The 26,681-nt window shown below is 70.4% G+C and carries 24 protein-coding genes, 1 tRNA gene and 2 pseudogenes; 8 read left to right on the top strand and 19 right to left on the bottom strand.

All coding sequences use genetic code 11. The annotated features are described in order from the left end of the window. Positions 1-286 precede the first annotated feature (286 nt). Both ABZ854_RS00790 and ABZ854_RS00785 read left to right on the top strand, forming a co-directional pair. On the top strand, positions 287-1,555 hold the full coding sequence (locus ABZ854_RS00790; RefSeq protein ID WP_361202292.1) for an amidohydrolase family protein: 1,269 nt from the start codon (positions 287-289) through the stop codon (positions 1,553-1,555). Between the two features lie 185 nt (positions 1,556-1,740). Then, positions 1,741-2,397, top strand: coding sequence for an SDR family oxidoreductase (locus ABZ854_RS00785; protein ID WP_361202290.1), 657 nt, complete (start codon positions 1,741-1,743; stop codon positions 2,395-2,397). Positions 2,398-2,502: 105 nt separating this feature from the next. Here ABZ854_RS00785 and ABZ854_RS00780 read toward each other — a convergent pair whose 3' ends face one another. After that, positions 2,503-3,000: a hypothetical protein gene (locus ABZ854_RS00780; protein WP_361202288.1), complete on the bottom strand. Its 498-nt coding sequence runs from the start codon at positions 2,998-3,000 to the stop codon at positions 2,503-2,505. 554 nt (positions 3,001-3,554) lie between these two features. Further along, a complete protein-coding gene (locus tag ABZ854_RS00775; RefSeq protein WP_361202286.1) occupies positions 3,555-4,178 on the bottom strand; it encodes a TetR family transcriptional regulator in 624 nt (207 codons plus the stop codon). 66 nt (positions 4,179-4,244) lie between these two features. Here ABZ854_RS00775 and ABZ854_RS00770 point away from each other — a divergent pair, with 66 nt between their 5' ends. After that, positions 4,245-5,843, top strand: a complete 1,599-nt coding sequence (locus ABZ854_RS00770; protein WP_361202284.1) for an FAD-binding oxidoreductase — start codon at positions 4,245-4,247, stop codon at positions 5,841-5,843. 216 nt (positions 5,844-6,059) lie between these two features. Here ABZ854_RS00770 and ABZ854_RS00765 read toward each other — a convergent pair whose 3' ends face one another. Continuing rightward, positions 6,060-6,308, bottom strand: coding sequence for a hypothetical protein (locus ABZ854_RS00765; RefSeq protein ID WP_361202282.1), 249 nt, complete (start codon positions 6,306-6,308; stop codon positions 6,060-6,062). Between the two features lie 974 nt (positions 6,309-7,282). Here ABZ854_RS00765 and ABZ854_RS00760 point away from each other — a divergent pair. Then, positions 7,283-8,311: a hypothetical protein gene (locus ABZ854_RS00760; RefSeq protein WP_361202280.1), complete on the top strand. Its 1,029-nt coding sequence runs from the start codon at positions 7,283-7,285 to the stop codon at positions 8,309-8,311. Between the two features lie 695 nt (positions 8,312-9,006). Here ABZ854_RS00760 and ABZ854_RS00755 read toward each other — a convergent pair. Continuing rightward, positions 9,007-9,342 (bottom strand): annotated as a pseudogene (locus tag ABZ854_RS00755) (lamin tail domain-containing protein); the annotation flags it as partial. Between the two features lies 1 nt (position 9,343). Between ABZ854_RS00755 and ABZ854_RS00750 the strand changes: the two are divergent. Next, positions 9,344-9,941: pseudogene (locus ABZ854_RS00750) on the top strand (tyrosine-type recombinase/integrase); the annotation flags it as partial. Between the two features lie 155 nt (positions 9,942-10,096). On the opposite strand, the gene ABZ854_RS00745 reads toward ABZ854_RS00750, so the two are convergent. Beyond that, a tRNA-Tyr gene (locus tag ABZ854_RS00745) sits at positions 10,097-10,178 on the bottom strand. Between the two features lie 226 nt (positions 10,179-10,404). Between ABZ854_RS00745 and ABZ854_RS00740 the strand changes: the two genes are divergently transcribed. Next, entirely contained in the window at positions 10,405-10,893 is a 489-nt protein-coding gene (locus tag ABZ854_RS00740; RefSeq protein WP_129307430.1) for a YajQ family cyclic di-GMP-binding protein, read from the top strand. 96 nt (positions 10,894-10,989) lie between these two features. Here the strand turns inward: ABZ854_RS00740 and ABZ854_RS00735 are convergent, their stop codons facing one another. Together ABZ854_RS00735 and ABZ854_RS00730 are read right to left on the bottom strand one after the other, a co-directional pair. Beyond that, positions 10,990-11,256: a GlsB/YeaQ/YmgE family stress response membrane protein gene (locus ABZ854_RS00735; protein ID WP_129307431.1), complete on the bottom strand. Its 267-nt coding sequence runs from the start codon at positions 11,254-11,256 to the stop codon at positions 10,990-10,992. Positions 11,257-11,418: 162 nt separating this feature from the next. Continuing rightward, complete coding sequence (locus ABZ854_RS00730) at positions 11,419-11,988, bottom strand: SMI1/KNR4 family protein (protein WP_361202277.1); 570 nt, start codon at positions 11,986-11,988, stop codon at positions 11,419-11,421. Positions 11,989-12,301: 313 nt separating this feature from the next. Between ABZ854_RS00730 and ABZ854_RS00725 the strand changes: the two genes are divergently transcribed. Continuing rightward, positions 12,302-12,703, top strand: a complete 402-nt coding sequence (locus tag ABZ854_RS00725) for a YccF domain-containing protein (protein ID WP_361202275.1) — start codon at positions 12,302-12,304, stop codon at positions 12,701-12,703. A 74-nt stretch (positions 12,704-12,777) separates the two neighbouring features. Here the strand turns inward: ABZ854_RS00725 and ABZ854_RS00720 are convergent, their stop codons facing one another. Continuing rightward, the gene (locus ABZ854_RS00720) at positions 12,778-13,677 is read right to left on the bottom strand and encodes a DMT family transporter (protein WP_361202777.1); all 900 of its coding nucleotides are present in this window, start codon (positions 13,675-13,677) and stop codon (positions 12,778-12,780) included. 334 nt (positions 13,678-14,011) lie between these two features. Here ABZ854_RS00720 and ABZ854_RS00715 point away from each other — a divergent pair, with 334 nt between their 5' ends. Further along, positions 14,012-15,439 carry an MFS transporter gene (locus ABZ854_RS00715; protein ID WP_361202273.1) on the top strand — a complete coding sequence of 476 codons (1,428 nt, stop codon included), beginning with the start codon at positions 14,012-14,014 and terminating at the stop codon, positions 15,437-15,439. A gap of 40 nt (positions 15,440-15,479) precedes the next feature. Here ABZ854_RS00715 and htpX read toward each other — a convergent pair whose 3' ends face one another. From htpX to ABZ854_RS00660, 11 genes are all read right to left on the bottom strand, one after another. Further along, positions 15,480-16,343: a zinc metalloprotease HtpX gene (gene htpX, locus ABZ854_RS00710; protein WP_129307435.1), complete on the bottom strand. Its 864-nt coding sequence runs from the start codon at positions 16,341-16,343 to the stop codon at positions 15,480-15,482. Positions 16,344-16,508: 165 nt separating this feature from the next. Beyond that, complete coding sequence (locus tag ABZ854_RS00705; protein WP_361202271.1) at positions 16,509-18,032, bottom strand: NADH-quinone oxidoreductase subunit N; 1,524 nt, start codon at positions 18,030-18,032, stop codon at positions 16,509-16,511. Beyond that, positions 18,029-19,603, bottom strand: coding sequence for an NADH-quinone oxidoreductase subunit M (locus ABZ854_RS00700; protein ID WP_361202269.1), 1,575 nt, complete (start codon positions 19,601-19,603; stop codon positions 18,029-18,031). Before ABZ854_RS00700 ends, ABZ854_RS00705 begins: the two co-directional genes overlap by 4 nt. Before the next feature lie 6 nt (positions 19,604-19,609). Next, positions 19,610-21,604, bottom strand: a complete 1,995-nt coding sequence (locus ABZ854_RS00695; RefSeq protein WP_361202267.1) for an NADH-quinone oxidoreductase subunit L — start codon at positions 21,602-21,604, stop codon at positions 19,610-19,612. Next, positions 21,601-21,981 carry an NADH-quinone oxidoreductase subunit NuoK gene (gene nuoK / locus ABZ854_RS00690; RefSeq protein WP_361202265.1) on the bottom strand — a complete coding sequence of 127 codons (381 nt, stop codon included), beginning with the start codon at positions 21,979-21,981 and terminating at the stop codon, positions 21,601-21,603. Before nuoK ends, ABZ854_RS00695 begins: the two co-directional genes overlap by 4 nt. Continuing rightward, a complete protein-coding gene (locus tag ABZ854_RS00685; protein ID WP_361202263.1) occupies positions 21,981-22,709 on the bottom strand; it encodes an NADH-quinone oxidoreductase subunit J in 729 nt (242 codons plus the stop codon). Before ABZ854_RS00685 ends, nuoK begins: the two co-directional genes overlap by 1 nt. Next, complete coding sequence (locus ABZ854_RS00680) at positions 22,706-23,281, bottom strand: NADH-quinone oxidoreductase subunit I (RefSeq protein ID WP_361202261.1); 576 nt, start codon at positions 23,279-23,281, stop codon at positions 22,706-22,708. The genes ABZ854_RS00685 and ABZ854_RS00680 overlap by 4 nt, the downstream gene beginning before the upstream one ends. Beyond that, a complete protein-coding gene (locus ABZ854_RS00675) occupies positions 23,281-24,249 on the bottom strand; it encodes a complex I subunit 1 family protein (protein WP_361202259.1) in 969 nt (322 codons plus the stop codon). Before ABZ854_RS00675 ends, ABZ854_RS00680 begins: the two co-directional genes overlap by 1 nt. After that, the gene (locus ABZ854_RS00670) at positions 24,246-25,610 is read right to left on the bottom strand and encodes an NADH-quinone oxidoreductase subunit C (protein ID WP_361202257.1); all 1,365 of its coding nucleotides are present in this window, start codon (positions 25,608-25,610) and stop codon (positions 24,246-24,248) included. Before ABZ854_RS00670 ends, ABZ854_RS00675 begins: the two co-directional genes overlap by 4 nt. Next, on the bottom strand, positions 25,607-26,230 hold the full coding sequence (locus ABZ854_RS00665; RefSeq protein WP_361202255.1) for an NADH-quinone oxidoreductase subunit B family protein: 624 nt from the start codon (positions 26,228-26,230) through the stop codon (positions 25,607-25,609). Before ABZ854_RS00665 ends, ABZ854_RS00670 begins: the two co-directional genes overlap by 4 nt. Beyond that, positions 26,221-26,637 (bottom strand): NADH-quinone oxidoreductase subunit A, encoded by a 417-nt coding sequence (locus tag ABZ854_RS00660; RefSeq protein ID WP_129307445.1) that lies wholly within the window; start codon positions 26,635-26,637, stop codon positions 26,221-26,223. Before ABZ854_RS00660 ends, ABZ854_RS00665 begins: the two co-directional genes overlap by 10 nt. Between the last annotated feature and the right edge of the window lie 44 nt (positions 26,638-26,681).

Here is a 26,681-nt window from a genome sequence, read left to right as displayed (position 1 = left end):
CGCCCGGGGCCCCCTGACCGCCCCTCAACCTCCCCATCAGCCCCGCACGAGCCGCCCGTTCACGCACGCGGACCGCCGGCCCCGAGTCGCCGCCGGCGCGCGCCGCGAGGAACGCACGTACCGCCCTGGGGGGGGACCCGCCGGTACGACTATTGCGCTCCTCCGCGACCCGCGCGGCTCGCCACCCTAGGCTCGACCCACTCTGCGTGATCTTGACTCCTCTACCCGCCCCCTTCCTCGTTCCCCGGCCCCCCGGCCCTCTCTCCCCCCGATCCCCTGGAGTGCGATGCCCGACAGCCAGCCGCAGCCGCCCTCGTCGTCGAACTCGCCGGGATCCTCCGCAGGGCACGATCAGACCGCCCTCCTGCTGTGCGGGGCGCGGCTGACCGACGGCCGGACCGTGGACGTACGGCTGGGCGGCGGGCGGATCGAGGCGGTCGGTACGGCGGGCAGCCTCGCCCCGGGTCCGGCCCGCACGAGCGCCGCGCGCGTGGACCTGAGCGGCTACCTGCTCCTCCCGGCGCCGGCCGAGCCGCACGCGCACGCGGACACGGCCCTGACCGCCGAGCAGGACGGCCCGGTCTCGTACGCCCCCGAGGACGTCCAGCGCCGGGCGACGGAGGCGGCGCTGCTCCAGCTCGGCCACGGGGCGACCGCGTTGCGCGCACACGTGCGCGTGGGCGACCTCCAGGGCCTGGGTGCCCTCGGCGCCGTCCTCCAGGCCCGCCGTTCCCTGCGGGGACTCGTGGAGCTGACCACGGTGGCGATGCCACGGGTGCTGACCGGCGTGGCCGGGGCGGAGGGGCTCGCCGTGCTGCGGGACGCGGTGAAGATGGGAGCGTCAGTGGTGGGCGGCTGCCCGGACCTGGACCCGGATCCAGCCGGCTATGTGGAGGCGGTCCTGGAGGTCGCCTCGGAGCACGGCTGCCCGGTGGACCTCCACACGGACGCCGCCGACCCGGCCCGGCTGTCGCGTCTCGCGGCGATGGCGGGGGGTCTGCGCCCCGGCGTGGCGATCGGTCCGTGCTCCGGACTCGCGCGCCTGCCCGGCGAGGCGGCGGGCCGGCTCGCGGACCAGCTGGCGGCGGCCGGGGTGAGTGTGGTGTGCCTGCCCCAGGGTGGCTGCGACGGCGTGGACCTGCGGGGCACGGCTCCGGTACGGCTGCTGCGCGCGGCCGGGGTGCGGGTCGCGGCGGGAAGCGGCGCCCTGCGGGACATGTCGAACCCGGTCGGCCGGGGCGACCCGCTGGAGGCCGCCTACCTGCTCGCCTCCCGCGGCGGCCTGCGCCCAGAGGACGCCTACGACGCCGTCAGCGCGTCGTCCCGTGCCGTCCTCGGGCTGCCCCGGGTACGCGTGGAGGCGGGCTTCCCCGCCGAGCTCCTGGCCGTCCGCGGCGACCACCTGGCGGGCGCGCTCTCGCTGGCGTACAGCCGCATCGTCGTCCACCGGGGCCGCGTGGTGGCCCGTACGAGCGCGGTCCGCGAGTACTGCAACACGGCGGCGTCGTCGTCCGATCTGGGCCTGCCACGACAGGGCCGCGGCGAGCTGTCCTGAACCGGGCGCGAGCGAGGCGGGGGTGCCGGGGGGGCGTGCAGAGGCGCGCGTTACCCGGGGGGTGCGTGCCGGGGGGTGAGCCGTCCGGCGGACGTCAGCGCACGGCGGCGCGGGCCCCCGGGCGCTTCCCGGCACGCCGGTAACTCGTGCGGCGGAGGCGTCCCTTCGGGCGTACGGTCGGTCCCATGCGCATTGTCATCGCTGGTGGTCATGGTCAGATCGCGTTGCGGCTGGAGCGGCTGCTCGCCGCGCGCGGGGACGAGGTCGCGGGGATCATCCGCGCGGCGGAGCAGGGCGACGACTTGAGGGCGGCCGGCGCGGAGCCCGTTCTGCTGGACCTGGAGTCCGCCTCGGTCGAGGAGGCCGCGGCGTGCCTGCGGGGCGCCGACGCGGCGGTCTTCGCGGCGGGCGCGGGCCCGGGCAGCGGTACGTCCCGCAAGGACACGGTGGACCGGGGCGCGGCGGTGCTGTTCGCGGACGCGGCCGTCAGCGCGGGCGTACGCCGTTTCGTGGTGGTCTCCTCCATGGGCGCCGACCCCGCGCATCAGGGCGACGACGTGTTTGACGTCTATCTGCGCGCCAAGGGAGAGGCCGACGCGTACGTCACCCGTCAGGTCGCCCTCGACTGGACGATCCTGCGGCCCGGTGCGCTGACGAACGACGCGGGCACCGGCCTGGTCCGCCTGGAGGCGCACACCGGGCGCGGTCCGGTCCCGCGGGACGACGTGGCCGCCGTCCTGGCGGAACTGGTGGACACCCCGGCCACGGCCGGTCTGACGCTGGAGCTGATCAGCGGGTCGGCCCCGGTGTCGGTGGCGGTGAAATCTGTGGCGGGCAACTGAGCTGCGTGGCGGGCAACTTAGGTGGCTGAGCCTCCTGGCACTCATGGCACGGGTGGGCGAGTTGCGTAACCCTGCAGGAGTCGCGCCGTAAGCGGTCAATGCCCCCTAGGGCAGGGTCCCCACCCAGTGTTCACTGACGTACTTGCCGATGAAATCGGGATCGACCTCGACGTCGAATTTGTTGCCCACGGTGTCTTTCGGTATGTCAAAGCCGAACGTCACAGTTTGTGAAGCACCGGCAACGATCGTTCCGGCGAAATCGATGCCCAGGCCCTCCCCCGCGATTGTCCCAACCTGCCGTCCGTTGTCCCCGGCCGTTGCCCGGACTGTTACCCCAGACGCATCGAAGACACCGCTCGTACCGTTGGTCAGCGTGACTGCGAGTTTGACAGTCTTGTCCCCTGGGGTTGCCCCCGCGTCGACGTCGCTGGGGGTAAAGACAGCGGGCCCTTCGACCTTCACTTGCAGCCCGTCCTGATAGGCGAAGGTGTCCCCGAACTTAGTGGTGGAAACCTGATTCGAAGGCGCTGTCGAAGCGGACGACGCGGATGGCGCCGTCGAGACAGGTGACGGGGATGCCGGTGACACGGCGGGCGTTGACACCGCGGCACTATGACTGGTCGTCGATGTCACACTTCCTCCCGTGCTCGAGCACGCGGCAAGCGTCACCATCGTTACACCTGCGGCCAGAAGACCAGCCGTGAGTCGTGATTTTTTGTTCATGACGCGGCGACCAAGTTATGGCCGGCGCGAGCAACATGCGACCCTGGCGGAAAGAATGCGGCCGCACCCCTCTCACCGACCTCGTTCCGGCAGGGGCGAGAAGGCAGTTTGCCTGCCTTCGCGGTCCGGGCTGCGACGATCTGCCCAAGACCACCACAACTCCTACGACCAGGATCCTCCCGAAAGCGAATCACCGCACCCCAGGCCCCCACATCCGTGCTTCCGGTGCGCCGACTTCGGCGAGCCATCGGCTTGCCGACGGCACAGACAGCCTTCGCACGCGAGCAGCCCACACGCACCCTCACCACCCTGAGCAACTCAAGCCGCCGGCGAGGAACCGACGGGCTCGCCGAACCGGCTTTCACGCGTCTCCCAGGCCCTACCAGCAAACCCGCCAACCCGGCGCCTGCCGCGCACCCAAACGAAGATCCGCATCAGGACCTCACGATCACGCTGCCGGCCGCGAAGAGCCGAGCACAGCGTTGGGCCATGGCCTCCGGCGACTGGTCGGGGTGATTCGCCCACCAACGGACCAGAGCGGTGCACAGGCCGCGCCACGCGTGTTTGAGGGCGTCGGCATCCAGCGGATCGCTGGAGCCGCTGGCGCGCAGAAGGTCTGCGGTGCCCGTCGCGGCGAGGTCGTCGATGGCGCCGCGATAGTGCGCCGCACGGCGGGCCGCCTCGCTGTCGGGCGGCAGTGACGCGTCGTAGAGGACGAACCATGCCTCACGCTGCCCTTCCAGGGCGTGGAACAAGGCGTTCAACACCCGCAGCGCGACAGATGGCGCGCCGACGGCGTGCTCGGCCATCGCGGCTCGGATCGCAGCGAGCAGCTGGTCGCCGATCCGGTTCAGGCAGGCGAGGTAGAGGTCTTGTTTGCTGCCGAAGTAGTGGTGCAGCAAGGGCTTGGTGACCCCCACGCGGGCGGAGATGGCGGCGACGGTGGTTGCGCTGTAGCCATGACGGCCGAACTCCTCGGTGGCCGCGACCAGGAGTTGCTGCTCGCGCGCGGCCCTGGGCACGCCCTTGGTGCCGGCTCTGGAGGGAAGTGTTGCCATGGATCTGATATTACCCTACGGTAATTTACCAATCGGTAAATTACTTGAACCCGTGGGAGCACAGTGATGCCTGCGACTCCATCCCCCTCCTCCCGTACCCGCTCGTGGTGGGGCTGGGGCTATGCCGACGCCCACCCCGACGACGCCGAATGCTCGGCCATGGGCGCCCTGCTACCAGGCACCCTCGCCCGTCCGCTGCCCATACCCCGCATAGCCGACTTGTCCATCGCCAGCCCCGGTGTCACGCCCCCAGCCACGCTGGCGCACCTGGTCACCGACGCCCCGGAAGCCCGCGCCGCCCACGCCATGGGCAAGGCATACCGGGACGTCGTCCGCTCGCTGCGCGGGCGGCCCGGCCGGATCCCCGATCTTGTCGCACACCCGACCAGCGCCCAGGACGTGGCCGACCTTCTGGACTGGGCCGGCGAGCATCGCACAGCCGTCATCCCATTCGGTGGCGGCTCGTCCGTGGTCGGCGGGGTGGAGTACCGCGGCGACGCCCACCGCGCCGTGTTGTCACTCGACTTGACCTCTATGGACCGGGTCCTGGAGATCGACACCACGAGTCGCTCGGCACGCATCCAGGCCGGCGCACTCGGTCCCGTCCTCGAAGAGCAATTGCGGCCCCACGGTCTGACCCTGCGCCACTTTCCGCAAAGCTTCGAGTTCTCGACCCTCGGCGGCTGGCTGGCCACCCGCGCCGGGGGACACTACGCCACCGGCCGCACTCATATCGACGACTTCGTGCAGTCCCTGCATGTGGTGTCGCCTGCCGCAGTCGGTGCCTCTTGGCGGCTGCCCGCATCCGGCGCCGGACCATCACCCGACCGGCTGTTCCTCGGCTCCGAGGGCACGCTCGGCGTCATCACCGAGGCATGGATGCGCCTGCAGGAACGCCCGCGTTACAAAGCCTCGGCCTCCTTGGCCTTCACCGACTTCCACCGGGCGCTGGAGGCGGTGCGCGCCATCGCCCAGTCGGACCTGGCCCCAGCCAACTGCCGCCTGCTCGATCCCGGCGAGGCGCTGCTGTCCGGCGCTTCGGCCGACGGCTCCGCCGTCCTGGTGCTGGGATTCGAATCAGCGCTCACGCGCGTGGACGACAATCTGGCATGTGCCGTGGACCTGGCTCGCGCCCATGGTGGTCGCGGCAGCGTGCCGACGGCGGACGGAGGGGCTACGGCCGACGCCGCCGTCAGCGCATGGCGTTCCGCTTTCCTGCGCATGCCCTACCTACGCGACGGCCTGGCCCGGATGGGCGCAGTGGTCGAGACTTTCGAGACCGCTGCAACTTGGGACCGGATTCCCGCCTTGATCGACGCCGTCAGGACCCAGGTCGGCGCAGCCGCGTTGAAGGCCACGGGGAACCCGGCCACGATCAACTGCCGCCTCACCCACGTCTACCCTGACGGCGCCGCCCCTTACTTCACCGTGGCCGTAGCCGGTGCGGGGGGCGACGAGCTTCAGGTATGGGACGACATCAAAGCTGTCGCGACCGACGTCCTGGGGCAATTCCATGCGACCATCACCCATCACCACGCCGTCGGCCGCGACCACCGTCCCGGCTACGACCGTCAACGCCCGGAGCCATTCGCCGTGGCACTGCGCGCCGCCAAGCACGCCCTGGACCCGCACCGGATTCTCAACCCAGGCGTTCTGATCGACTGAAGACAGAACGGCAGACGGCAGACGGCCCATCCCGGGTGATACCAGAACGCGCCCGGTAGACCCGGTTTCTGTCAAAGGCCCTGAACCACTCGGGGTCCAGGGCCTTTGACGTCCACTCTGAGATGACTGCAGTCGTCACCTCCGGTTCGGCCTACGTTTCCTGGGCAAACATCGGCCCCCCCGTCAGTGATCTACACGATCCGGCTATCGGCCGTGTCAGCAACCTGAACCGAAGTAAGTGTGCTGGCCACCCGGGTCACCCTCGCCATTGAGCAAGTTTCCCGCGAGTCCGTTGGCAACGCCCAGCTCACCCAGGATGTCGATGTTCAGATTGTGGGACTGGCATCCGCCGCCGCCATGCATACCTCCACGCATGCCCGTCTGGGCCGCGGCGGGACCGATGCCCACCAAGCTGACGCCGACTGCCATGGCGGTCGCGGCAACGACCTTGGATATCTTGCGCATTTGCCCTCCTTGACGCCAAAAGTAGAGCGCACCATCAGAAGATCCACTCAGCGCTCATTCCAGAGGCTAGATCGACACCTCGCACGGCGCTCGTCGGACAGCCAATCAGAGCAATGTCGCCGCAACACATGGTCTACTCCGGGAAGGTTCAGGCGGCATGCGGCGAGACCGCCCATGCGCAACCGAGGCCGATCGAAATCGGCCCGCGACGCGAACCTCCGCTTCTCGGACGTAGGCACAGGCACGTCGCAGGAACGGCTTTCAAGACCGGCCAGCGATCAAGCGCGAATGCGCTCCTGACCTGGCCGCTTGCTAGGCAACGGAGGCTACCTAGCGGGCTCCTGGCCGGAGGATGGCCGCATGGCTCTTGCCCGCACGATCTACCGTCACCTTCGTTAGGTCGGTCACGGGCACTCCAGGCCGATCGAACGGCGACGGCCGGTTCAGGGTGCCTGCAGATTGACCGCCGCGGATGACCGTGAGTTCAATCTTCGATGACGACGGCGCCGGCATCGAGCATCACAAGGCAGTTCGGGCACAGGCAAGGCACGTTGTCTGTAGTGTCCGGGACATTGCTAGTGCCCCCAGGGGTCCGAATGTGAGCGCCTCGCTGTAGCTGCCGCCGGGAAACTCGTTGTGTAGGTCGCGGAGCTAACACCGGTTGTCGTGTCCGCCTTGACTGCCCCTTCGGGGCGCTGCTTCGCACGGAGCCAGTGCGGTATCGCTGGCGAAGCCAAAGACCCAGATCCCGCGGCGGAGACATCCATTCGCGGTACACCGCTTCCGACACGGCTGGTCCATCTAGGTCATCACTTCAATGATCGCGCTCGCATTTGGTGTTGTGGCCGGTAACTAGAGCTCCTTGCCCTATTTTGCACAGGGACGGATATCGTGATCCCGGTCGAACAAGGAGCACCATGCATTCTCCCTCAGCCCTGTCAGGTCAGATTTGGCGGGTAGGAACCGCGGTCACCATGGCCGCCACAATCGCACTCGGGGGCGTCGCCGGCATGGCCCCTGCTCACGCCGTCCAGACTTCACAAGTACATTGCGAGGAAGGCGACTCCCTCCAGGACGCGATTGACAATGCCCTCTCCGGATCGACCCTGACGATCACCGGAACATGTAGAGGCACCTTCACCATCGGCGGCAAGGACCTCAACCTCCAAGGGGAGCCTCTCGCAGTACTCGATGGGTACAGCCACCCGGGTACCGTGATCACCATCACCAGTGGTGAGGTGCAACTATCCAACCTCGTTATCAAGAACGGGAACACGCAAAACACTCGATTCAAAGGAGGCGGCATCAACGTAAACGACGACGCGTCTCTCACACTCAGCGCCTCTCGGATCACGGGCAACGCCGCGGTATCAGAAGAAGGCGGAGGCGGCGAGGGTGGCGGTATCTACAACGAAGGCTCCCTTACGGTCACGCGTTCCCTGATCACCGGGAACACAGCAGAGTCCGGTGGCGGTATTTATAGCCTCGGTGGCCAAGTGACTCTTCAGAACTCTCGAATCGCCCGCAATACCGCCCGCTTCAGTGGCGGAGGCATCGAAAGCGTGGGCGGGGGTAGCGGCTCTCTAAAGCTCACTGCTTCCCAGGTTGCCAACAACAATGCTCGCGGTGGAGATGGCGGCGGCATTGACAACAACGGCGGAAGCAGTCTGACCCTCACGAGCTCCACTATTTCCCGCAATACCGCCTCTGACAACGGCGGCGGCATCAACAACTCCACCAGCGACTTTTCCGTGCATGGATCGCTCATCGCCCTCAACCACGCGAGGACCGGCAACGGCGGCGGCATCAACACTACGGACAGCGACGTTAAGGTGATGATGAGTTCCCTCATCGCCCTGAACCTCGCGGTAAACGGTCGCGGCGGTGGCATCAACAACAACAGCAGCCTCCCCGGCAGCGGCACGGTAGCTCTCAGCGCATCCCAAGTAATCGGGAACCGTCCGGACAACTGCTTTAGCGTCGCAAACTGTCCTAACCCGTAGAGCCCGACGCAGGGAGCCCCCTCACGAGGGCCACAGGTCAGGTCCTGTGATCTAGCCGAATGGCTAGATCGCTAACCTCGCGCTTTCATGAGGCGGGCTGTCCGGTAATGGGGATTTTCGAGGTCCTTGTTCCTGCCACCACCGGAGGCACTTCCCATGTGAAGCACTTGATCGGGTTGTACCCCCGTGTCCGCGTCCAGGACGGCGGCGCCAGGTCGTCTCCCAGGCCGGCTCGGTCCTACTCGTCGAAACGGCCCGCAAGAGCGTCGGGGCACCCCTGCCCCTCCTCCCTTTGACCTGCGTGGATGCCACCGGCGGCCGTCAGGTCGAGCCGTGGAACGTCTACCGGTCCGTCACCCGCGTCGCCGGCCCCTGCTTGATCCAGCTGGTCCGGCCGTTGCTGCCGCCGGTGCCGAGAACCTCGAAGCGACCGTGCCACCGGAGTGGCTCAGCGCCCGGTAGATCCGGCATCTGCACAACCGGCGGCCGGAAGGTGCGGCGGCCCCTCTATCTGCAGCGGTGGAGAGGGGCCGCCATCCGTGTTCGGGTGAACGCGTCTCAGCAAGGCATGCCCACGTCGCCTACCGGGCCCGGCCCGTAGGCCGCGTGTCCGGCAGCAGGTGGGCCTCCCCGCAGGCAGGCCCACCCTGGACGCCGTCTTACAAGCTGGCGTCATCTACTTTCGGCTGGCGGGGTCAGCGGCGGTGTCCCCGGCGGCCCCAGGAGGCGTCGTCGACGAGGCGCCTGTGGTCGTTGCGCAGGGTCGCGGTGTCACCGTTGTTGTCCCAGACGTAGGAGCGACGGTCCTGGTACAGGTCGTGCCGAGTGTCGCGGCCGATGCCGGTGTGGACGCGGACGGTTGAGCGGCCGTCGAGGCGGTAGTGGTGGAAGTTGTAGGTGTGGCCGTCCTCGTCTCGCAGGGTCCAGCCGTCCAGGTTCACCGCCCGGCGCGTGCTGTTGGTGATGTCCACCCACTCCTTGTTCAGCGAGCGGTTGGAGCGGTCATCCAGTCCCGGGGAGTCGTACTGAACGCGTGGTCGACGGCTCATGGCGTTCTTCGGCTGCATGTACTACGCGGCTGCGGCCGGCGGAAGTCATCGGATTGCGAGTCGGAGACTGCGACCTGCCACGTCGCGGATGGGGCCTGCTCCGACTCCGTGAGACACGCCCTCGTTCCGGTACCGCCTGGACGGACAGTGGCGAGGCACATGAGAAGAAGGGGCTGAAGCATCGCCCACGCAAGGCGGTGCGACGCGTCCCGATCCCGCCCGAGCTGGTCGCCCTGCTGCGATGGCAACTCACCGCGTATGGCGAGGCCCCCGATGGCCGCGTGTTCCAGACGATGCGCGGCGGTCTCATCCAGGACACCGGGTACGGCGAGGTCTGGGCCGAGGCGCGCAAACGGGCCCTGACCGCAGCGGAGTTCGAGTCGGTGTTGGCCAAGCGGCCGTATGACCTTCGTCATGCGGCCGTGTCCACCTGGCTTAGCTCTGGAGTCGAGCCTCAGCTTGTGGCAGAGCGTGCCGGCCACAGTGTTGCCGTCCTGTTTCGCGTGTACGCCAAGTTCCTCAAGGACGGAGACGAGGCCGCGAACGCCAAGATCTCCGCCCGGCTGGGCCAGGGCGGCTGACGGGCCGAAAATCCCGTCCACGCCCCGTCCGCAGAGTTCGAGATGAGGCGTTCGAACGCGAGACAGAGTGAGACAATGCGCCCATCAGCGGAGTGCACGACTAAGGGCCCTGTGACCTGCTATTTGAGCAGGTCACAGGGCCCCTAGTTCCCGTGTGGCGGCGCCAGGATTCGAACCTGGGAAGGCTGAGCCGGCAGATTTACAGTCTGCTCCCTTTGGCCGCTCGGGCACACCGCCGGGTTGTGCTGCCCGGCGAACCCCGCTTTTCGGCGGTGCTGCCTGGCAACGACGTAAACAATACCCGATGCCGAGGGGTGCTTCGCCACCCGATTGATCTCCACCCCGACGGCGTGGGGTGGCTAGGCTGGTGCGGATGTGGCCCGGCGGTGTGCCGGGCCCGGCGGCCGTCACCGCACAGCCGGCACGCACCCGATTCGCACCCCGATACAAGGAGCCACAGGACATGGCCGACTCCAGTTTCGACATCGTCTCGAAGGTCGAGCGGCAGGAGGTCGACAACGCCCTCAACCAGGCCGCGAAGGAGGTCTCGCAGCGCTACGACTTCAAGGGCGTGGGCGCCTCGATCGCCTGGTCCGGTGACAAGATCCTGCTGGAGGCGAACTCCGAGGAGCGGGTCAAGGCGGTCCTCGACGTCTTCCAGTCCAAGCTGGTCAAGCGCGGTATCTCGCTGAAGGCGCTGGACGCGGGCGAGCCCCAGCTGTCCGGCAAGGACTACAAGATCTCCGCGTCGATCCAGGAGGGCATCTCCCAGGACAACGCGAAGAAGGTGGCGAAGATCATCCGCGACGAGGGCCCGAAGGGCGTGAAGGCCCAGGTTCAGGGTGACGAGCTGCGGGTCAGCTCCAAGAGCCGCGACGACCTGCAGACCGTGATCTCCCTGCTGAAGGGCAAGGACTTCGACTTCGCCCTGCAGTTCGTGAACTACCGGTAGTCCGGCAGGACACCGGCGCCGACTCGGCGAGCCGGACCCGCGCGCGAAGGGTGGGGCCTGTCCAGGTGCCCGCCCTTCGCCGCGTCCGGGCGCGGTTCAGTCGCGCGAGTTGCCGAACAGGATGCGGTAGACGATCAGCAGGACCAGCGAGCCTCCCACCGCCGCCGCCCAGGTGGCGCCGTCGTAGAAGTGCTTGCTGACCGGGTGGTCCAGCCAGCGGGCGGAGATCCAGCCGCCGATGAACGCGCCCGCCACGCCGATGAGGGTCGTCCCGATGAAGCCGCCCGGGTCGCGCCCCGGAAGCAGCAGCTTGGCGATGGCCCCGGCCAGCAGCCCCAGAATGATCCAACCGATGATGCTCATGCCGTGAACCTGCCCTCCCGTGCCGCGCCCGCACTGTTCCGCCCGTGTGAAAACGGTTCGGATCGTCCGTCGAGCGCGTGTTCGTGCCGTGTTGAGGAAGAGGACGCCCCGGGTCCGTCACCCGGTTGCGGCCGGCACACAGGTGCGACGCAGCGGTGACTCCTAGGCCACCTCGGCGCGGGCCGTGCGTATCCGGAACTCCGTCCAGGGGGCCAGGTCGTCCGTTCCGTCGCTGGTCTCCTCGTACCAGCCGGCGCGGTCGAGCCAGGTGCGCAGCCAGTCGGTGAGGGTGGGCGCGTCCACGTACCACGCGGTGTCGGCGTCGTGGGCGTTCGGCTCGAAGAGCAGGACCGGGGCTTGAGGACTACGGCAGTCCACGCACGCGTACATCCCGCAGCCCCAGTGGGACACCGGCAGGACACCCTCGGGCCAGGGCCAGTCCGGGTCCTCGCTGCCGTCCTTGCGGTGGGCGAGGTACTGGGCGACGGCGGCGGGCTCGCCGGATGGCGCGCTGTCGAGCAGCGGCAGCAGGCCGTAGGACGGACCGAAGCCGCCGTCACCCACACGGCGGTAGAGCGCGGCGAGGAGGGGCGGCAGGCGGAAGCCGAGCGCGGTCTCGGCCCGGTCGAGCGTGGCCGCGTCGACGGGGGCGGGCAGAGAGGTCCAGCCCCAGGGCCGGGAGGCGCGGGCCTCGGCCGCCACACGTGTCAGCAACTGCTCGGTCTCGGTCATGGCTTCATCATGCAAGACGCCACTGACATTCGGTCGCGCCTGTGGATAACTCGGCCATTATGGAAAACTCCGACGAGCAAGGGCCCTTGACGGGCACTCAGGCGGCACCCGGGCAGCGCTCGGGCATCAGGCAGACGGGCAGAGCAGCGATGCCCTTCGCCTCAGGACGTTGCGAACGGGCCCGGTGCCGTCCAACGGCGCCACACGTGTCGCATGCGCCACGAGCGGCCTTCCGTTTAACAGGAACGCGCGCCCGGCTGATACTTGTGTTCAGCAGGCAGTGCCGGCGGAGCGACCTGGAGAGGTGCCGATCATGAAGGTGTTCAACCTGCTACTCAACATCCTGTGGCTGATCCTGTGCGGCCTCTGGATGGCGGTCGGCTACCTGATCGCCGCCCTGATCTGCTTCGTTCTGATCATCACCATCCCGTTCGGCATCGCGTCGCTGCGCATCGCGGGGTTCGTGCTCTGGCCCTTCGGGCGGACGACCGTCGAGCGGCCGGACGCCGGGGCGGGATCGGTCGTCGGCAACGTGATCTGGGTGATCTTCGCGGGCTGGTGGCTGGCACTCGCCCACCTGGTGACGAGCATCCCGTTGTTCCTGTCGATCATCGGTATCCCGTTCGGGTGGGCCAACCTGAAACTGATCCCCATCTCCCTGATGCCGCTGGGGCGTGAGGTGGTCCCGTCGGACGCGGGATTCGCCGGGCGCTGAGCACACAGGGCGGAATCCGCCGCCTGGGTGCCGTCGAGCCCCCGTCCACCCGCGCGGGATGACCGCCATGGCCGTCACTGGGCGTCCGCATGCCCCCGCGCCGCCTCCTCGGACGTCCTGGGGCTGTCCGCCGCGGGGATGCGGGACAGGGCGAAGACGCCCGTGACGATCAGCGCGATGCCCAGAACCTCGGGGACCAGCCACCAGCCGGCCCTGACGTGCTCCTCGTAGACGAGGATGCCCAGCGTCAGGCTCACCGTGGCGTCGCCGAGGGTGAGCGCGGGCTGCGAGGCGACCAGCGGGCCCGCCTGCATCGCGTTCTCCAGCAGGAACAGCGCGGCCACCCCTGCCGCCCCGAACGCGTAGGTCTGCCAGGAGAGGAAGAACGCCACCAGCCCGTCGTCGGCCAGGATGTGCATCGCTGTCTTCATCAGCCCCGCCGTCAGCGCGTAGCTGATGGCCGCCGCCGTACCCAGCATGGCCGCGCGCGCCCGTCCCTCGGGGCGTTTGAGGGCCACCAGGGACAGTACGACGACGACTCCCGCGCACACGGCCAGCGCGGGCAGCCAGCGGTCGATCTCCACGCGCGTCCGGTTGCCCGAGGGCGACGCGCCGGCCAGCGCCACACCCAGCCCCGCCACCACCCCGGCCACCGCGAACCAGGCGAGGCGCGGCATGCCGTGGTGGGCGAAGAGCGACGCCACGAGCAGAGTGAACGGCAGTTCGAGGACGAACAGCGGCTGCACGATCGTCAGCGCGCCCGTCACCAGCGCCAGCGCCTGGAACACCCCGGCGAGGATCACCGTGAGAATGCCGGCGAGCCAGACGGGCCGCCGCAGCAGGTCGAGGATCAGCCCCACCCGGAATCCCTGCGACCGGGGCACACTGAGGGCCGCCCGGCGCTGCAGCACCGTGGCGAAGGCGTTGCTCAGCGCCGCTGACAGGGCGAAGAGCACCGGCAGCAGGAAGTGCACCTTCCCCAGGGTGACGAGATCGGCGCCGATCCGCGATCCGAGCGGCACGGGTGCCCTGGGGGGGCCTACGACCGGCGGAACCGGAGGAACGGGCGGGACCGGCGGCAAGGGAAGCGGTGCGACTTCCGGGACCCACGCCCCGTACAACCGCCGCACCCCGCACGACCAGCGGGCGCCGTACGATCCCGCGCGCCCCGTACAGCCACCGGCCGGGCCGCCCCGGAATCGCCGCCACCACCGGATCGCGGGCCGCCTGTCCCCCGCCGAGAATGAGCACAAGGGCGCTCTGCCCGCCACGGTCCCCGCGACGGCGTCGCCGAGAGGAGCGGACCGGATGCGTACACGGTCGTCAGCACGGACGTCACCCGCGATCGCGCCCCCCACCCACCGGACCGGGGCCTTCGTCGCGGTGGCCGTGGCGCTCTTCTGCATCCAGGTCGATTTCTTCGCTCTCAACCTGGCCATCCCGGGCATCACCCGGGACCTCGACGTCACCGCGTCCGCCGCCCAGTGGACCCTGTCGGCGTACATGCTCGCGATCGGCTGCTGCTTCATCGTCGGCGGGCGGCTGGGCGACGTGTACGGGCGGCGGCCCAGCCTGCTGTGCGGTGTCGCGCTGTTCACGGCCGGCTCGGTGGTCTGCGCCCTGGCACCCGGTCTGGGTCTCCTGGTGGGCGGGCGGCTCGTGCAGGGCGTCGGCGCCGGAGTCGTCATGCCCGTGTCCGTCTCGGTGATCAGCAACGCCTTCCCGGACGAGACCCGGGCACGGGCGCTGGGCGCCGTCTTCGGCATCGCCAACATCGGTACCGCGCTGGGTCCGTTCGTCGGCGGTGGCTTCACCGAGGGGCCGGGATGGCGGTGGATCTTCTGGCTGCTGGCGCCGCTGAGCGCCGTGTCCCTGCTCATCGCCGTACGTCACGTGCCCGACTCGCGCGACCCCGCCGCGCCCCGCCAGTTCGACCTGCCGGGATGCTTCGCCCTCATGGGCGCGCTCGCCGCGCTCACGATCGCGGTCGAGCGCGGCAGCGCCTGGGGCTGGGACAACGGGCGGACCCTGGCCCTGTTCGGGGTGGCCGCCGTCCTCGGCTACGCCTTCGTGGTGCGCGAACGCCGCGTGCGTCACTCGCTGGTCGACCTGAACCTGTTCCGGAACATCCCGTACGTTCTGGTCACCGGCATGGGCTCGGTCTGCAACATGGGCTACGGCGTCACGGTCTTCGTCGCCACGCTCTACCTGCAGGGCGTGCGGGGGCTGTCCCCGCTGATGGCGGGCATCGTCTTCCTCGCCCCCGCCCTGGTCGTCGCGCTCACCGGTCCGCTGGGCGCGCGACTGGCGCCGTACCTGCCGGGTGAGGTGGTGATGGCGCTCGCCGGAGCGGTCGCCGGCAGCGGCATGATCGTGTTCAGTCTGGTCACCGCCTGGTGGCTGTACATCCTGGTCTTCGCCTGGTGCACGCTCGGCCTCGGACTGGGCTGGACCTTCTCCAGCGTCGCCACTCAGGAGGTCGTGTCCCCCACGCGCGCGGGTGAGGCGTCGGGCGTGGTGCTGACCGCCCTCGTCACCCTGGGTGCCGTCGCCCTCGCCGCGGCTGCCGCGGCCATCGCCGCGATGACTCCGGAGCAGCCGCCCGCGCACGCGTACGACGCCATCCTTGTGGTCGGCGGCGTCGTCATCCTGCTCGGTTCGCTGACGACCATGGGCGTACGGCACCGGCTCGCCTCACTCGGGAAGGTGCCCTCGCTGTCGCCACGCGCGCGCTGACCCGCGCGCGTGCCGCGCCGGGCGGCGGCCGACGCCGTCGTCACCCCTGGCGGCCGGCCATCCGCTCCAGCCGGGCGATGCGCTCCGCCATGGGCGGGTGCGTGGAGAACATCTTCGACAGACCCTGACCTGGTCGGAACGGGTTCGCGATCATCATGTGGCTCGCGGTCTCGATCCGCGGTTCGGGGGGCAGCGGAAGCTGCTTCGTGCCGGTCTCCAGCTTGCGGAGCGCGCCGGCGAGGGCGAGCGGGTCGCCGGTGAGCTGGGCGCCCGAGGCGTCCGCCTCGTACTCTCTGGAACGGCTGATCGCCAGTTGGATGAGGGTGGCGGCGAGCGGCCCCAGGATCATGATCAACAGCATGCCGAGCAGGCCGGGGCCGTCGTCGTCGTCCGAACGGCCGACCGGGATCAGCCAGGCGAAGTTCACCAGGAACATGATCACCGAGGCGAGTGCGCCGGCGACCGACGAGATGAGGATGTCGCGGTTGTAGACATGGCTCAGCTCGTGGCCGATGACACCGCGCAGCTCGCGCTCGTCCAGGAGGCGCAGGATGCCCTCGGTGCAGCACACGGCCGCGTTGCGCGGGTTGCGGCCCGTCGCGAACGCGTTGGGCGCCTCCGTCGGGGAGATGTACAGCCGGGGCATGGGCTGGCGGGCCTGCGTGGACAGTTCACGGACCATCCGGTACAGCCCCGGGGCCTCGAACTCGCTCACCGGGCGGGCGCGCATCGCCCGCAGGGCCAGCTTGTCGCTGTTCCAGTAGGCGTACGCGTTCGTGCCGAGCGCGATCAGGACCGCGACGATCAGCCCCGTCCGGCCGAAGAAGCTGCCGATGACGATGATGAGCGCGGACAGACCCCCGAGGAGTACTGCGGTCCTGAGCCCGTTGTGCCGGCGGTGCACGGTACGCCCTCCAAGTCGTGCGGCAGGGGAACCCTTTGGTCCAGTGGACCCTTCCGCTCTGGTCAACGCCACGCGGCCGCCGCGAGTTCCCCGCCGTCCACGGCGGCGCGCGTCGGCCGTACGGGTGACGTGCCCTTATGCCGTCCACGCGCGCGTGGAGGGTGATCAGAACAGGCCGTTGGCCGCGAAGCGCAGGACCAGTTGGGGTGCCCCGGAGAGGGCCACACCGAGGACGCCGGTGAGGGCGAGGGCGGCCGTCAGGGGCACGGGCACGCGATGCCGCGCGGCCTCGCCCTCGGGCGCGCGAAACAGCAGTGCCGTCCACTGGAGGTAGTAGAAGAGGGCAATCACGACGTTCACGGCCATGACGACGGCGAGCCAGCCGAGGCCGGCGTCGACGGCCGCCGCGAACACGGTGACCTTGGCGAAGAGCCCGATGACGCCGGGCGGCAGTCCGGCCAGGCACAGCAGGAAGAACGCCATCAGGAGGCCGGTCAGCGGGTTCGACGCGTACAGGCCGCGGTAGTCGCTCACCCGGTTCAGCGACCTCGTACGGCCCACCAGCGCGGCTACCGCGAAGGCGCCGAGGTTCACGACGGCGTACATGAGCGCGTAGGCGACGGTGGAGCCGATCGCCTTCTGGGCGTCCTCGGCGTACCCGGCGGCGGCGATCGGCACCAGCAGGTAGCCGGCCTGTCCGACGGAGGACCAGGCGAGCAGCCGTACGGCGCTGTACGCGCGCGTGGCTTTCTGGCGCAGCGCGCCGACGTTGCCGACGGTCATGGTGAGGGCGGCCAGCCAGGCGAGTGCCGGTCCCCAGACGTCGGCGTACGAGGGGAAGGCGACGACGGTGACGAGGATCAGCCCGGAGAAGCCGACCGCCTTGCCGACGACCGACAGGTAGGCGGCGATGGGCAGGGGGGCTCCCACGTAGGTGTCGGGCACCCAGAAGTGGAAGGGGACGGCGGCCGTCTTGAAGGCGAAGCCGACCAGGGTGAGGACGACGCCGGTCTGGGCGAGGGTGTGGAGTTGCCCGTCGACGTGCTGGATGCGCTGGGCCACCTGGGTGAGGTAGAGCGTGCCGGTGGAGGCGTAGACGAAGCTGACGCCCATGAGACTGACCGCGGTGGCGGTGACCGAGGACAGGAAGAACTTCAGGGCGGCCTCGGACGACCGCTTGTCGCCGTGCCGGATGCCGACGAGGGCGAACGCGGGCAGTGAGGCGACCTCCAGGCCGACGATCAGGGTGGCCAGATCGCGGGAGGCGGGCAGCAGGGCGGCGCCGGCCGCGGAGGACAGCAGCAGGAACCAGAACTCGCCCGCGGGGACGCGCCGGCGCTCGTCGTCGACGTTCGTCACCGACAGCAGGGCCGCCAGCAGGGCGCCGCCGAGGACGAGGAACTGGATGACGAGGGTGAAGTGGTCGGCGGTGTAGCTGCACGCGCGCACGTGGCCGGGCACGCAGAAGGTGCTGCGGTGGCCGTCCAGCAGCGGCAGGAGCGTCAGCGCGGCGGCGGCCAGGCCCGCGACAGACACCCAGCCGAGGACGGCCTTGCGCGCCTCGGGGACGAAGAGGTCGGCGACGAGCACGCCGATCGCGACGACGGCCGTGAGGGTGGGCGGGGCGATCGCGAGCCAGTCGACGGACTGCACCGCGGACGCGGCCAGCGGCTGGGCCAGGGCGCTCATCGGGTGCCTCCTGCGAGGAGCTGCTGGACGGCCGGGTCGGTCAGGCCGAGCAGGGCCTTGGGCCACAGTCCGGCGAGAACGGTGAGGGTGACGAGCGGGGTCCAGGCCGCGAACTCGTACCCGTGGACGTCGGCGAGCTTCGGGGTCTGCTGTTCCACGGAGCCCATGCAGACGCGGCGCACCACGACCAGCATGTACGCGGCCGTCAGCAGGGTGCCGAAGGCGCCGATGGACATGAAGGTGAGGAAGGCGGGCCGGCTGAGGCCGGCGGCGGGCTGGAACGCGCCGAACAGGGAGAGCATCTCGCCCCAGAACCCGGCGAGTCCGGGCAGCCCGAGGGAGGCGACGGCGGCGAAGGCGAGCAGTCCGCCGAGCCGTGGCGCCTTGCCGTAGAGGGCGGCGCCGGTCTCCTCCGCGAGGGTGTCGAGGTCGGTGGTGCCGGTACGGTCCTTCAGGCCGCCGACCAGGAAGAAGAGCAGGCCGGTGATGAGGCCGTGGGCGATGTTGGCGAACAGGGCGCCGTTGACGCCGGTCGGGGTCATGGTGGCGATGCCGAGCAGGACGAAGCCCATGTGGCCGACGGAGGAGTAGGCGATCAGCCGCTTGAGGTCGCCCTTCGCGCCCCGTTTGGCGAGGGCCAGGCAGGCCAGGGACCCGTAGATGATCCCGACGACGGCGAAGGCGGCGAGGTACGGCGCGAAGGTGCGCAGACCGTCCGGGGCGACCGGCAGCAGGATCCGGACGAACCCGTACGTGCCCATCTTCAGCAGGACGCCGGCGAGCAGGACCGAGCCGACGGTCGGCGCGGAGGTGTGGGCGTCGGGCAGCCAGCTGTGCAGCGGCCACATCGGCGTCTTGACGGCGAGCCCGATCCCGATCGCCAGAACGGCGATGACCTGCACGGATGTACTCAGTGACCGGCCGTTGTCAGTGGCGAGTGCCACCATGTCGAACGTGCCCGCCTTGATTCCGATGAGGAGCAGGCCGAGCAGCATGACGACGGAGCCGAGCAGGGTGAAGAGGATGAACTTCCACGCGGCCCGGGTCCGTCCCTCGCCGCCCCAGCGGGCGATGAGGAAGTACATCGGGATGAGCACCATCTCGAACGCGAGGAAGAACAGCAGCAGGTCGAGGACGGCGAAGGTCGCGAGGGTGCCGGACTCCAGGAGCAGCAGCAGTGCCACGAACGCCTTCGGGGTCGGGCCCGACGGCGTCTTGAAGTAGGAGTACAGCGCGCAGAGGAAGGTCAGCAGCGCGGTCAGGACCAGGAGGGGGAGCGAGATGCCGTCGATGCCGAGGTGGATCCGCACGTCGAGCGCGGGGATCCAGCTGATGTCGGTGGTGGCCTGCATCGTCGACGGGTGGTCGTGGTCGAAGCCGACCGCGAGGACGATCGCGGCGGCGAGGACGACCCCGGTCACGGTCACGCCGTGGCGGAGTACGGCCTGGTCGGGCGACTTCCCCTTCAGCCCGGGCGGGGCCGGCAACAGAGCGGCGGCGGCGCCGAGGAGCGGGCCGACGACGACGAACGCCAGAAGGACCTGCATCACGGACTCGTTGATATCGATCACGCCTGCTCACGCTCCCGTGGCGACGAGGAGGACGGCGACCGTCAGGACGACGGTGCCGGCGAGCAGCGCGCTCACATAGGTCTGCACATTGCCGGTCTGCGCGCGCCGGACGCCGGCCCCGAGCAGCCGGGGCAGGGCGGCTGCGCCGCGTACGTAGGTCTCGACGACCTCGCGGTCCAGGAAGCGGACGAGGTCGGCGCCGGCCCGGACCGGGCGGACGAACAGCGCCGTGTACACGGCGTCCAGGTGGAAGCCGGCGGCCGCGTGCCGGTGCAGCGGCCCGAGCAGCAGCCGTCCGGGGTCCGCCGGGTCGGGCGCGTAGGCGATGTCGCCGTACGCGGGTTCGTGGCTGGCGATGGCCTCCGCCTCGACCAGTCCGGCGTCGCCCTCCGGGTGGGCGGCGACGGCACCGAGGGGGACGCGGGCGGCGAGCGCGGTGGTGCGCTGCCAGGCGCCGTAGGTGACGAGTCCGCCGACGACGGCGAGGCCGGTTCCCAGGATGGAGGTGGTGAGGGCCGGGGTCAGGTCACGGCCGTCGAACCAGCCGGGCAGCGAGCGGTAGGCGAGCCCGCCGAAGGCGAGGGAGGGCACGGCGAGCACCCACAGGACGACGGTCATGGTCAGGGGCTGGCGTCCGTGGTCGGGGGCGTCGGCACCCCGGCCGCGGAAGGCCAGCAGCCACAGCCGGGTGGCGTAGGCGGCGGTCAGCAGGGCGGTGAGCAGCCCGGCGACGAGGACGATCCAGCCGGCGGCGCCGGGCGCGTGATCGGTGTGGCCGTGGGCGGCCCGTTCGGCGGCCCCGAGGACGGACTCCTTGGAGAAGAAGCCGCTGAACGGCGGGATCGCGGCGAGCGCGAGCAGCGCCACGGTCATCGTCCAGTAGGCGTCCGGGACACGGTCGGCGAGGCCGCGCATCCGGGACATGGCGGCCAGCGAGTTGGTGCCGGCGGCGTGGATGACGACGCCGGCCGCGAGGAACAGCAGCGCCTTGAAGGCGCCGTGGGACAGGAGGTGGAAGACGGCGGCACCGCGGTCGCCGACGGCGAGGGCGCCGGTCATGTAGCCGAGCTGACCGATCGTCGAGTAGGCCAGGACGCGTTTGATGTCGTCCTGGGCGAGCGCGGCGATCGCCGACCCGGTCATGGTGACGGCGGCCATGACGGCGAGGACCAGCATCGCGGCCGCGGAGGCCTCGAAGACGGGGAGGAGACGGGCGATGAAGTAGACACCGGCGGCCACCATCGTCGCGGCGTGGATCAGCGCCGACACCGGGGTGGGGCCGGCCATCGCGTCGGGGAGCCAGGTGTGCAGCGGGAACTGCGCCGACTTGCCCGCGACGCCGGCGAGCAGCAGCAGGGCGATCACGGTCGGGTGGTGCAGACCGCCGCTCGTGACGGCGCCGAGCACCCGGGTGATGCGGAACGACCCGGCGTCGGCGGCGAGCGCGAACAGGCCGATCAGGAACGGGACGTCGCCGAGCTTGGTGACGAGGAAGGCCTTCAAGGAGGCGGCGCGGGCCTCGGGGGTCTCCCAGTAGTGGCCGACCAGGAAGTAGGAGCAGATGCCCATGACCTCCCAGCCGACCAGCAGCACCATCAGGTCGCCCGAGTAGACGACGACGAGCATCGCGGAGGTGAACAGGGAGACGAGAGCGGCGTAGGAGGGGTAGCGCGGGTCGTCGCGCAGGTAGCCGGTGGAGTAGATCTGCACGCAGCTCGCGACGAACGCGACGAGGACGGCGACGAGCGCGGCGAAGCCGTCGATGTGCAGGGCCAGTTCGATGGGCACCGACCCGGTGGGCGTCAGCTCGGTGTGCGCGTCGAGGGCCCGGCCGCCGCCCTGGCGTACGGCGACGAGAGCGGCCAGCGCCAGCGCGGCCAGGGGCGGAAGCACGGCGAGAGGGCGGACGAAACCGGGCGCGGTCCGGCCCAGCAGCAGTCCGCCGGCCGCGCCGAGGAACGGCAGGAGGGGGACGAGCATGGCGAGGGTGGTCGTGGTCACGCGGTGGCCTCAGCCTTCTCGGCCGCGGGGCTGTCGCCGTCGGGGCCCTCGGGCGTGGGGCCTTCGGCGGTGTCGCGGAGCTTGTCGATGTGGGAGGTGCCGCGGTTGCGGTGAACGGCGAGGACGATCGCCAGGCCGATGCCGATCTCGGCGGCGGCGATGGCGATGGTGAACAGGGTCAGTGCCTGGCCGGAGTGCAGGGTGTCCTCGGCGGCCCGGCTGAGCCAGACGTCGAAGGCGACCAGGTTGAGGTTGACGGCGTTGAGCATCAGCTCGACCGACATCAGGACCAGGATCGCGTTGCGGCGGGCGAGGACGCCGTACAGGCCGGTGCAGAACAGGAGGGCGGAGAGCACGGCGGGATAGGCGAGGTGCATCAGCGGGCACCTTCCTGCTCGGCCTGGTCGGTCTCACTCGTCCGGGTGATCCGGGAGGCATCCGGGGACGAAGGGGAACTTGCGGAGGCGGCCCGGGAGTTCTCGGATCGTGGCGGTTGCTCCGCCTTCGCCTTGCGGGACAGGACGATCGCGCCGACCAGTGCCGCGAGGAGGAGGACGGACAGCGCCTCGAAGGGCAGGACCCAGTTCTGGAACAGGCTCTCGCCGGTGACGTGGGTGGTGCCGGCGGGCGGCCCGTCCAGGTCGATCCAGGTGGTGCGGAAGGCGTCGGCGACCACCCAGACCAGGCACCCCGCGGCGGCCACGGCGACGGTCAGGGCGGCCCAGCGGTTGCCGGAGTCGGCATCCGGTGAGCGTCCGATGGGGGCCCTGGTGAGCATCAGACCGAACAGAAGGAGGACGACGACGGCACCGACATAGATGAGGACCTGCACCCAGGCGATGAACTCGGCGGTGAGCAGGAGGTATTCGACGGCGAGGCCACCGAGGGCGACGATCAGCCACAGGGCGGCGTGGACCAGTTGCCGGGTGGTGACGGTGACCAGCGCGGCGCCGAAGGTGACCAGCCCGACGAGGAGGAACGCGACCTCGACACCGGTCGGGGACAGGAAGCCGTGACCGCCGCTTCCGGCCGCGGTGGTCGTGGCGTGGGCTGCGGTGGTCGTGGCACGGGCCGCGGAGGCAGCGGCGGCTGCGGCGAGGCTCACGAGTCTCCCTCCTGTGGTTCGGCCTGGGCGGCGGCCAGTTTCTCGGCGGTCTTGCGGGCGGCGGCGATCTCCTTCGGCTCCTCCGCACCGGCGTCGAGCGCGGGCGGCGCCGGAACGGTCCACATCCACTCGCGGAGCTTGTCCCGCTCGTGAGTGAGTTCGCGGATGTCGGTCTCGGCGTACTCGAACTCCGGGGACCAGAACAGGGCGTCGAAAGGACACACCTCGATGCAGATACCGCAGTACATGCACAGGGAGAAGTCGATGGCGAACCGGTCGAGGACGTTGCGGCTGCGCTCACGGCCACCGGGTACCGCGGCCGGCACCGTCTCCTTGTGGGAGTCGATGTAGATGCACCAGTCCGGGCACTCGCGGGCGCACAGCATGCAGACCGTGCAGTTCTCCTCGAACAGGCCGATCACGCCGCGGGTGCGGGGCGGGAGGTCGGGCAGGGCGTCCGGGTACTGCTCGGTGACGGTCTTCTTCGTCATCGTGCGCAGGGTGACGGCGAGGCCCTTGGCGAGGCCGGAGCCGGGGATGCGCGGCCGGGTGGGCGGGAGTCGCTCGGCCATCAGGAGATCACCACCTTCACGATGCCGGTGAGGGCGATCTGGGCGAGGGAGAGGGGGACGAGGAGGGTCCAGGAGAGCTTCTGCAACTGGTCCTCGCGCAGGCGGGGGTAGGTCACGCGGAGCCAGATGACGACGAAGGCGAGGATCGCGGTCTTCAGCAGGGTCCACAGCCAGCCCAGGCCGTCCGCGCCCCAGGGGCCGTGCCAGCCGCCGAGGAAGAGGACGGTGGTCAGGCCGCACAGGACGACGATGCCGGCGTACTCGGCGAGGAGGAACAGAGCGAAACGCAGACCGGTGTACTCGGTGTACGCGCCGAAGATGATCTCCGAGTCGGCGACGGGCATGTCGAAGGGGGGACGCTGCAGTTCGGCGAGGCCGGCCACGAAGAAGACGATCGCGCCCACGATCTGCCAGGGCAGCCACCACCAGTGGAAGGCGTGCAGGATGCCCGGGAGGGAGACGGTGCCGGCGGCCATGGCGACCGAGGCCGCGGTGAGCAGCATCGGGAGTTCGTAGGCGAGCAACTGGGCGGCCGTGCGCAGACCGCCGAGCAGGGAGAACTTGTTCGCGCTGGCCCAGCCGGCCATCAGCGAGCCGAGGACGCCGACGCCCATCACCGCGAGCACGAAGAACACGCCGGCGTCCACGACCTGGCCGACGGCGCCCTGGCCCGGACCGATCGGGATGGCGAGCAGGACGAGGAGGTACGGCAGCAGGGCCACGGCCGGGGCGAGCTGGAAGACACGGCGGTCGGCGCCCGCCGGGACCACGTCCTCCTTCTGCGCGAACTTCACGCCGTCCGCGACGAGCTGGGCCCAGCCGTGGAAGCCACCGGCGTACATCGGGCCGAGGCGGCCCTGCATGTGGGCCATCACCTTGTGCTCGGTCTGACCGACGATCAGGGGGAAGGTGAGGAAGACGACGAACACGACGAGGAGACGCAGGACGACGTCCAGAGCGTCGTTCACTGCGGGCCTCCTGCGGGGTCGTCGGGGGTACGGTCCGGGGATGGGGCCGGGGGCTGGTTCGGGGATTCCTCGGGCGGTTGCTCGGGGCGTGGCCCTGGGGACTGCTCCGGTTCCGGTTCCGGAGCCCCGTCGGTCTCCGGCTGCTCGTCGAACGCCGGGCGGGCGTGGTGCCAGGGGGCGTCCGAGCTGCGGGGGGAGGTACCACGGCGGGCAGGGCGGGCCGCATCGTCCGAGTCCGCCGGTTCAGATGGTGCGGCCGGTTCAGATGGTGCGGCCGGTTCGGTCGCTTCCGTCGGCTGGGGGCGCTGGGAGGCCGAGCCCTCCGAGGCGGTGCGGGCGCGGCGCGGCGGGCGTACCGGTGCCGGGGCGGGCTCATGGGCCACCGAAGCCTCCGCGGCCGGACCTTCCGGGGCCGCGGCCTGCGCGGCGTCGCCCTCGGCCGCGGTCTGCTTCCGCACCGCCGCGTCCTCGGCCGGCGCGGCGGCCTGGCTCACCGAGCCCTCGCTCGTGCTCCGCGTCCGGCGCGGCCTCGCGCCGGCACCGGAGCCGGCTCCTGAGCCCGCACCGGCAGCGGCAGCGGCACCGCCACCCGTGCCCGCGCCCGTGAGCCCTGCGGTCCCCGCCGTCGACGCGGTCCCGGGCGTTTCCGGCTCCGTGGAACGGGGCCGGCCGGTCGAGCCCTCCGCCGCCGTGCGGGTGCGGCGCGCCGGGCGTTCGCCGGTCGCGCGGGAGGGGCGGTCTCCTGCCGTGCGGGCCGCCGCGCCGCGGGCGGGGCGGGGCGGGGCCGGTGGGAGCTGGCCCTTCAGGGGGCCCCACTCGTTCGGGTCGGGGACGCCGGGGGGCAGCATCTGGCGGCGCTTGGGCCCCGCGTGGTCGGACTCCCCCGGCTCCTTGGCGCCGGGCCAGGCCTTGGCGACCCGGGCCGCGAGGACGAAGTCCTTGCGCAGGGGGTGGCCCTCGAAGTTCTCCGGGAGCAGGAGGTGGTCCAGGGCCGGGTGACCGTCGAAGGTGATGCCGAACATCTCGTGGGTCTCACGCTCGTGCCAGGCGGCGCCCGCGTAGACGCCGACGGCGGAGGGCAGGGTGGGCGCCTCGTGCGGGACCGTCGTCCGGACGAGCAGGCGGCGGACGGGGTGCAGGGCGGCGACGTGCGCGGAGACGCGGAAGCCCACGCCCGGTTCGTCGACGGCGCTCAGCCAGTCGAAGTAGGTGCAGGACAGGGTCGTACGGGCCGTGTCCAGGGCAGTGAGCCAGGTGGACGGGGGGACGTCGACGGTCAGGACCTCGTACGACTCCTCGGCCGTGGCGTCCGCGCCGAACAGTTCCTCGGCGGGGGCGGGCAGCCAGCCGACCGTGCTCATGGCGTCTCTCCCTCGGCGGGGGCCGGGGGCCGGACCAGGCCGCTCTGGAGGGCGGCGGCGGACGGGCGGGCGGACCCGGTGCCGTAGCGCTCGCCGAGGGACTCGCGGGCGATCTTCTCCTGGAGCTTGAGGATGCCCTGGAGCAGCGCCTCGGGCCGGGGCGGGCAGCCGGGGACGTACACGTCGACCGGGATGATCTGGTCGACGCCCTTGGTCACCGAGTACGAGTCCCAGTACGGTCCGCCGCAGTTGGAGCAGGCGCCGAAGGAGATGACGTACTTCGGCTCGGGCATCTGCTCGTACAGGCGCTTCACGGCCGGGGCCATCTTGTCCGTGACCGTGCCCGACACCACCATCAGGTCGGCCTGGCGGGGTCCGGGAGCGAACGGGATGACGCCGAGACGGATGAAGTCGTGGCGGGCCATCGACGCGGCGATGAACTCGATGGCGCAGCAGGCGAGGCCGAAGTTGAAGACCCAGAGGGAGTAGCGGCGGCCCCAGTTGAGGACCACCTTCATCGGCTCGGGTGCCAGCCGGGCCAGCGCCCCGAGCCGCTTGGGTTCGGGCAGCAGAACGGGGGGCTCGGCGGCGGGCGGAGTCGAGGAGGCGTTCACGTCCATGCCAGGACTCCCTTCTTGTACGCGTAGAGGAGGCCCACGGCGAGGAAGCCGAGGAAGACGAACATCTCCACGAGGGTCGTCGCGCCGTAGCCGGGGGCGGCGAAGACCGTCGCCCAGGGGAACAGGAAGACGGAGTCGACGGCGAAGATGACGTAAAGGAAGGCGTAGACGTAGTAGCGGACCTGGGTGTGGGCCCAGCCCTCGCCCACGGGGTCGACGCCGCACTCGTAGGTGAGGAGTTTCTCCGGGGTGGGCACCACGGGCCGCAGCAGCCGGCCGGCACCGAACGCGACCGCCACGAAGAGCACGCCGACCAGGGCGAGCAGTCCCACCACCGAGTAGGACCGGAAATACCCGGCCGCGATGTCCGCGGCGGCGACCGTCGGGCCCCCCAACGTCTCCCGCACCGTCCGTCCCTCGCTCCCTGACCTGGTGACCTTGGTGAACTCAT

The organism is Streptomyces sp. NPDC047028 (assembly GCF_040644095.1).
In the GTDB taxonomy this organism is placed as follows: Bacteria; Actinomycetota; Actinomycetes; order Streptomycetales; family Streptomycetaceae; genus Streptomyces.
Note: the sequence above shows the minus strand (reverse complement) of the source record. Positions and strands in the feature narration are given on the sequence as shown.

Coding starts and splice junctions, on each gene's coding strand:
- ABZ854_RS00765 (WP_361202282.1), bottom strand. CDS start 6,308: ATGCGCAAGATATCCAAGGTCGTTGCCGCGACCGCCATGGCAGTCGGC.
- ABZ854_RS00775 (WP_361202286.1), bottom strand. CDS start 4,178: ATGGCAACACTTCCCTCCAGAGCCGGCACCAAGGGCGTGCCCAGGGCC.
- ABZ854_RS00770 (WP_361202284.1), top strand. CDS start 4,245: ATGCCTGCGACTCCATCCCCCTCCTCCCGTACCCGCTCGTGGTGGGGC.
- ABZ854_RS00735 (WP_129307431.1), bottom strand. CDS start 11,256: ATGAGCATCATCGGTTGGATCATTCTGGGGCTGCTGGCCGGGGCCATC.
- ABZ854_RS00785 (WP_361202290.1), top strand. CDS start 1,741: ATGCGCATTGTCATCGCTGGTGGTCATGGTCAGATCGCGTTGCGGCTG.
- ABZ854_RS00790 (WP_361202292.1), top strand. CDS start 287: ATGCCCGACAGCCAGCCGCAGCCGCCCTCGTCGTCGAACTCGCCGGGA.
- ABZ854_RS00760 (WP_361202280.1), top strand. CDS start 7,283: ATGGCCGCCACAATCGCACTCGGGGGCGTCGCCGGCATGGCCCCTGCT.
- ABZ854_RS00715 (WP_361202273.1), top strand. CDS start 14,012: ATGCGTACACGGTCGTCAGCACGGACGTCACCCGCGATCGCGCCCCCC.
- ABZ854_RS00725 (WP_361202275.1), top strand. CDS start 12,302: ATGAAGGTGTTCAACCTGCTACTCAACATCCTGTGGCTGATCCTGTGC.
- ABZ854_RS00730 (WP_361202277.1), bottom strand. CDS start 11,988: ATGACCGAGACCGAGCAGTTGCTGACACGTGTGGCGGCCGAGGCCCGC.
- nuoK (WP_361202265.1), bottom strand. CDS start 21,981: ATGCACCTCGCCTATCCCGCCGTGCTCTCCGCCCTCCTGTTCTGCACC.
- ABZ854_RS00680 (WP_361202261.1), bottom strand. CDS start 23,281: ATGGCCGAGCGACTCCCGCCCACCCGGCCGCGCATCCCCGGCTCCGGC.
- ABZ854_RS00740 (WP_129307430.1), top strand. CDS start 10,405: ATGGCCGACTCCAGTTTCGACATCGTCTCGAAGGTCGAGCGGCAGGAG.
- ABZ854_RS00665 (WP_361202255.1), bottom strand. CDS start 26,230: ATGGACGTGAACGCCTCCTCGACTCCGCCCGCCGCCGAGCCCCCCGTT.
- ABZ854_RS00670 (WP_361202257.1), bottom strand. CDS start 25,610: ATGAGCACGGTCGGCTGGCTGCCCGCCCCCGCCGAGGAACTGTTCGGC.
- ABZ854_RS00705 (WP_361202271.1), bottom strand. CDS start 18,032: ATGAGCGCCCTGGCCCAGCCGCTGGCCGCGTCCGCGGTGCAGTCCGTC.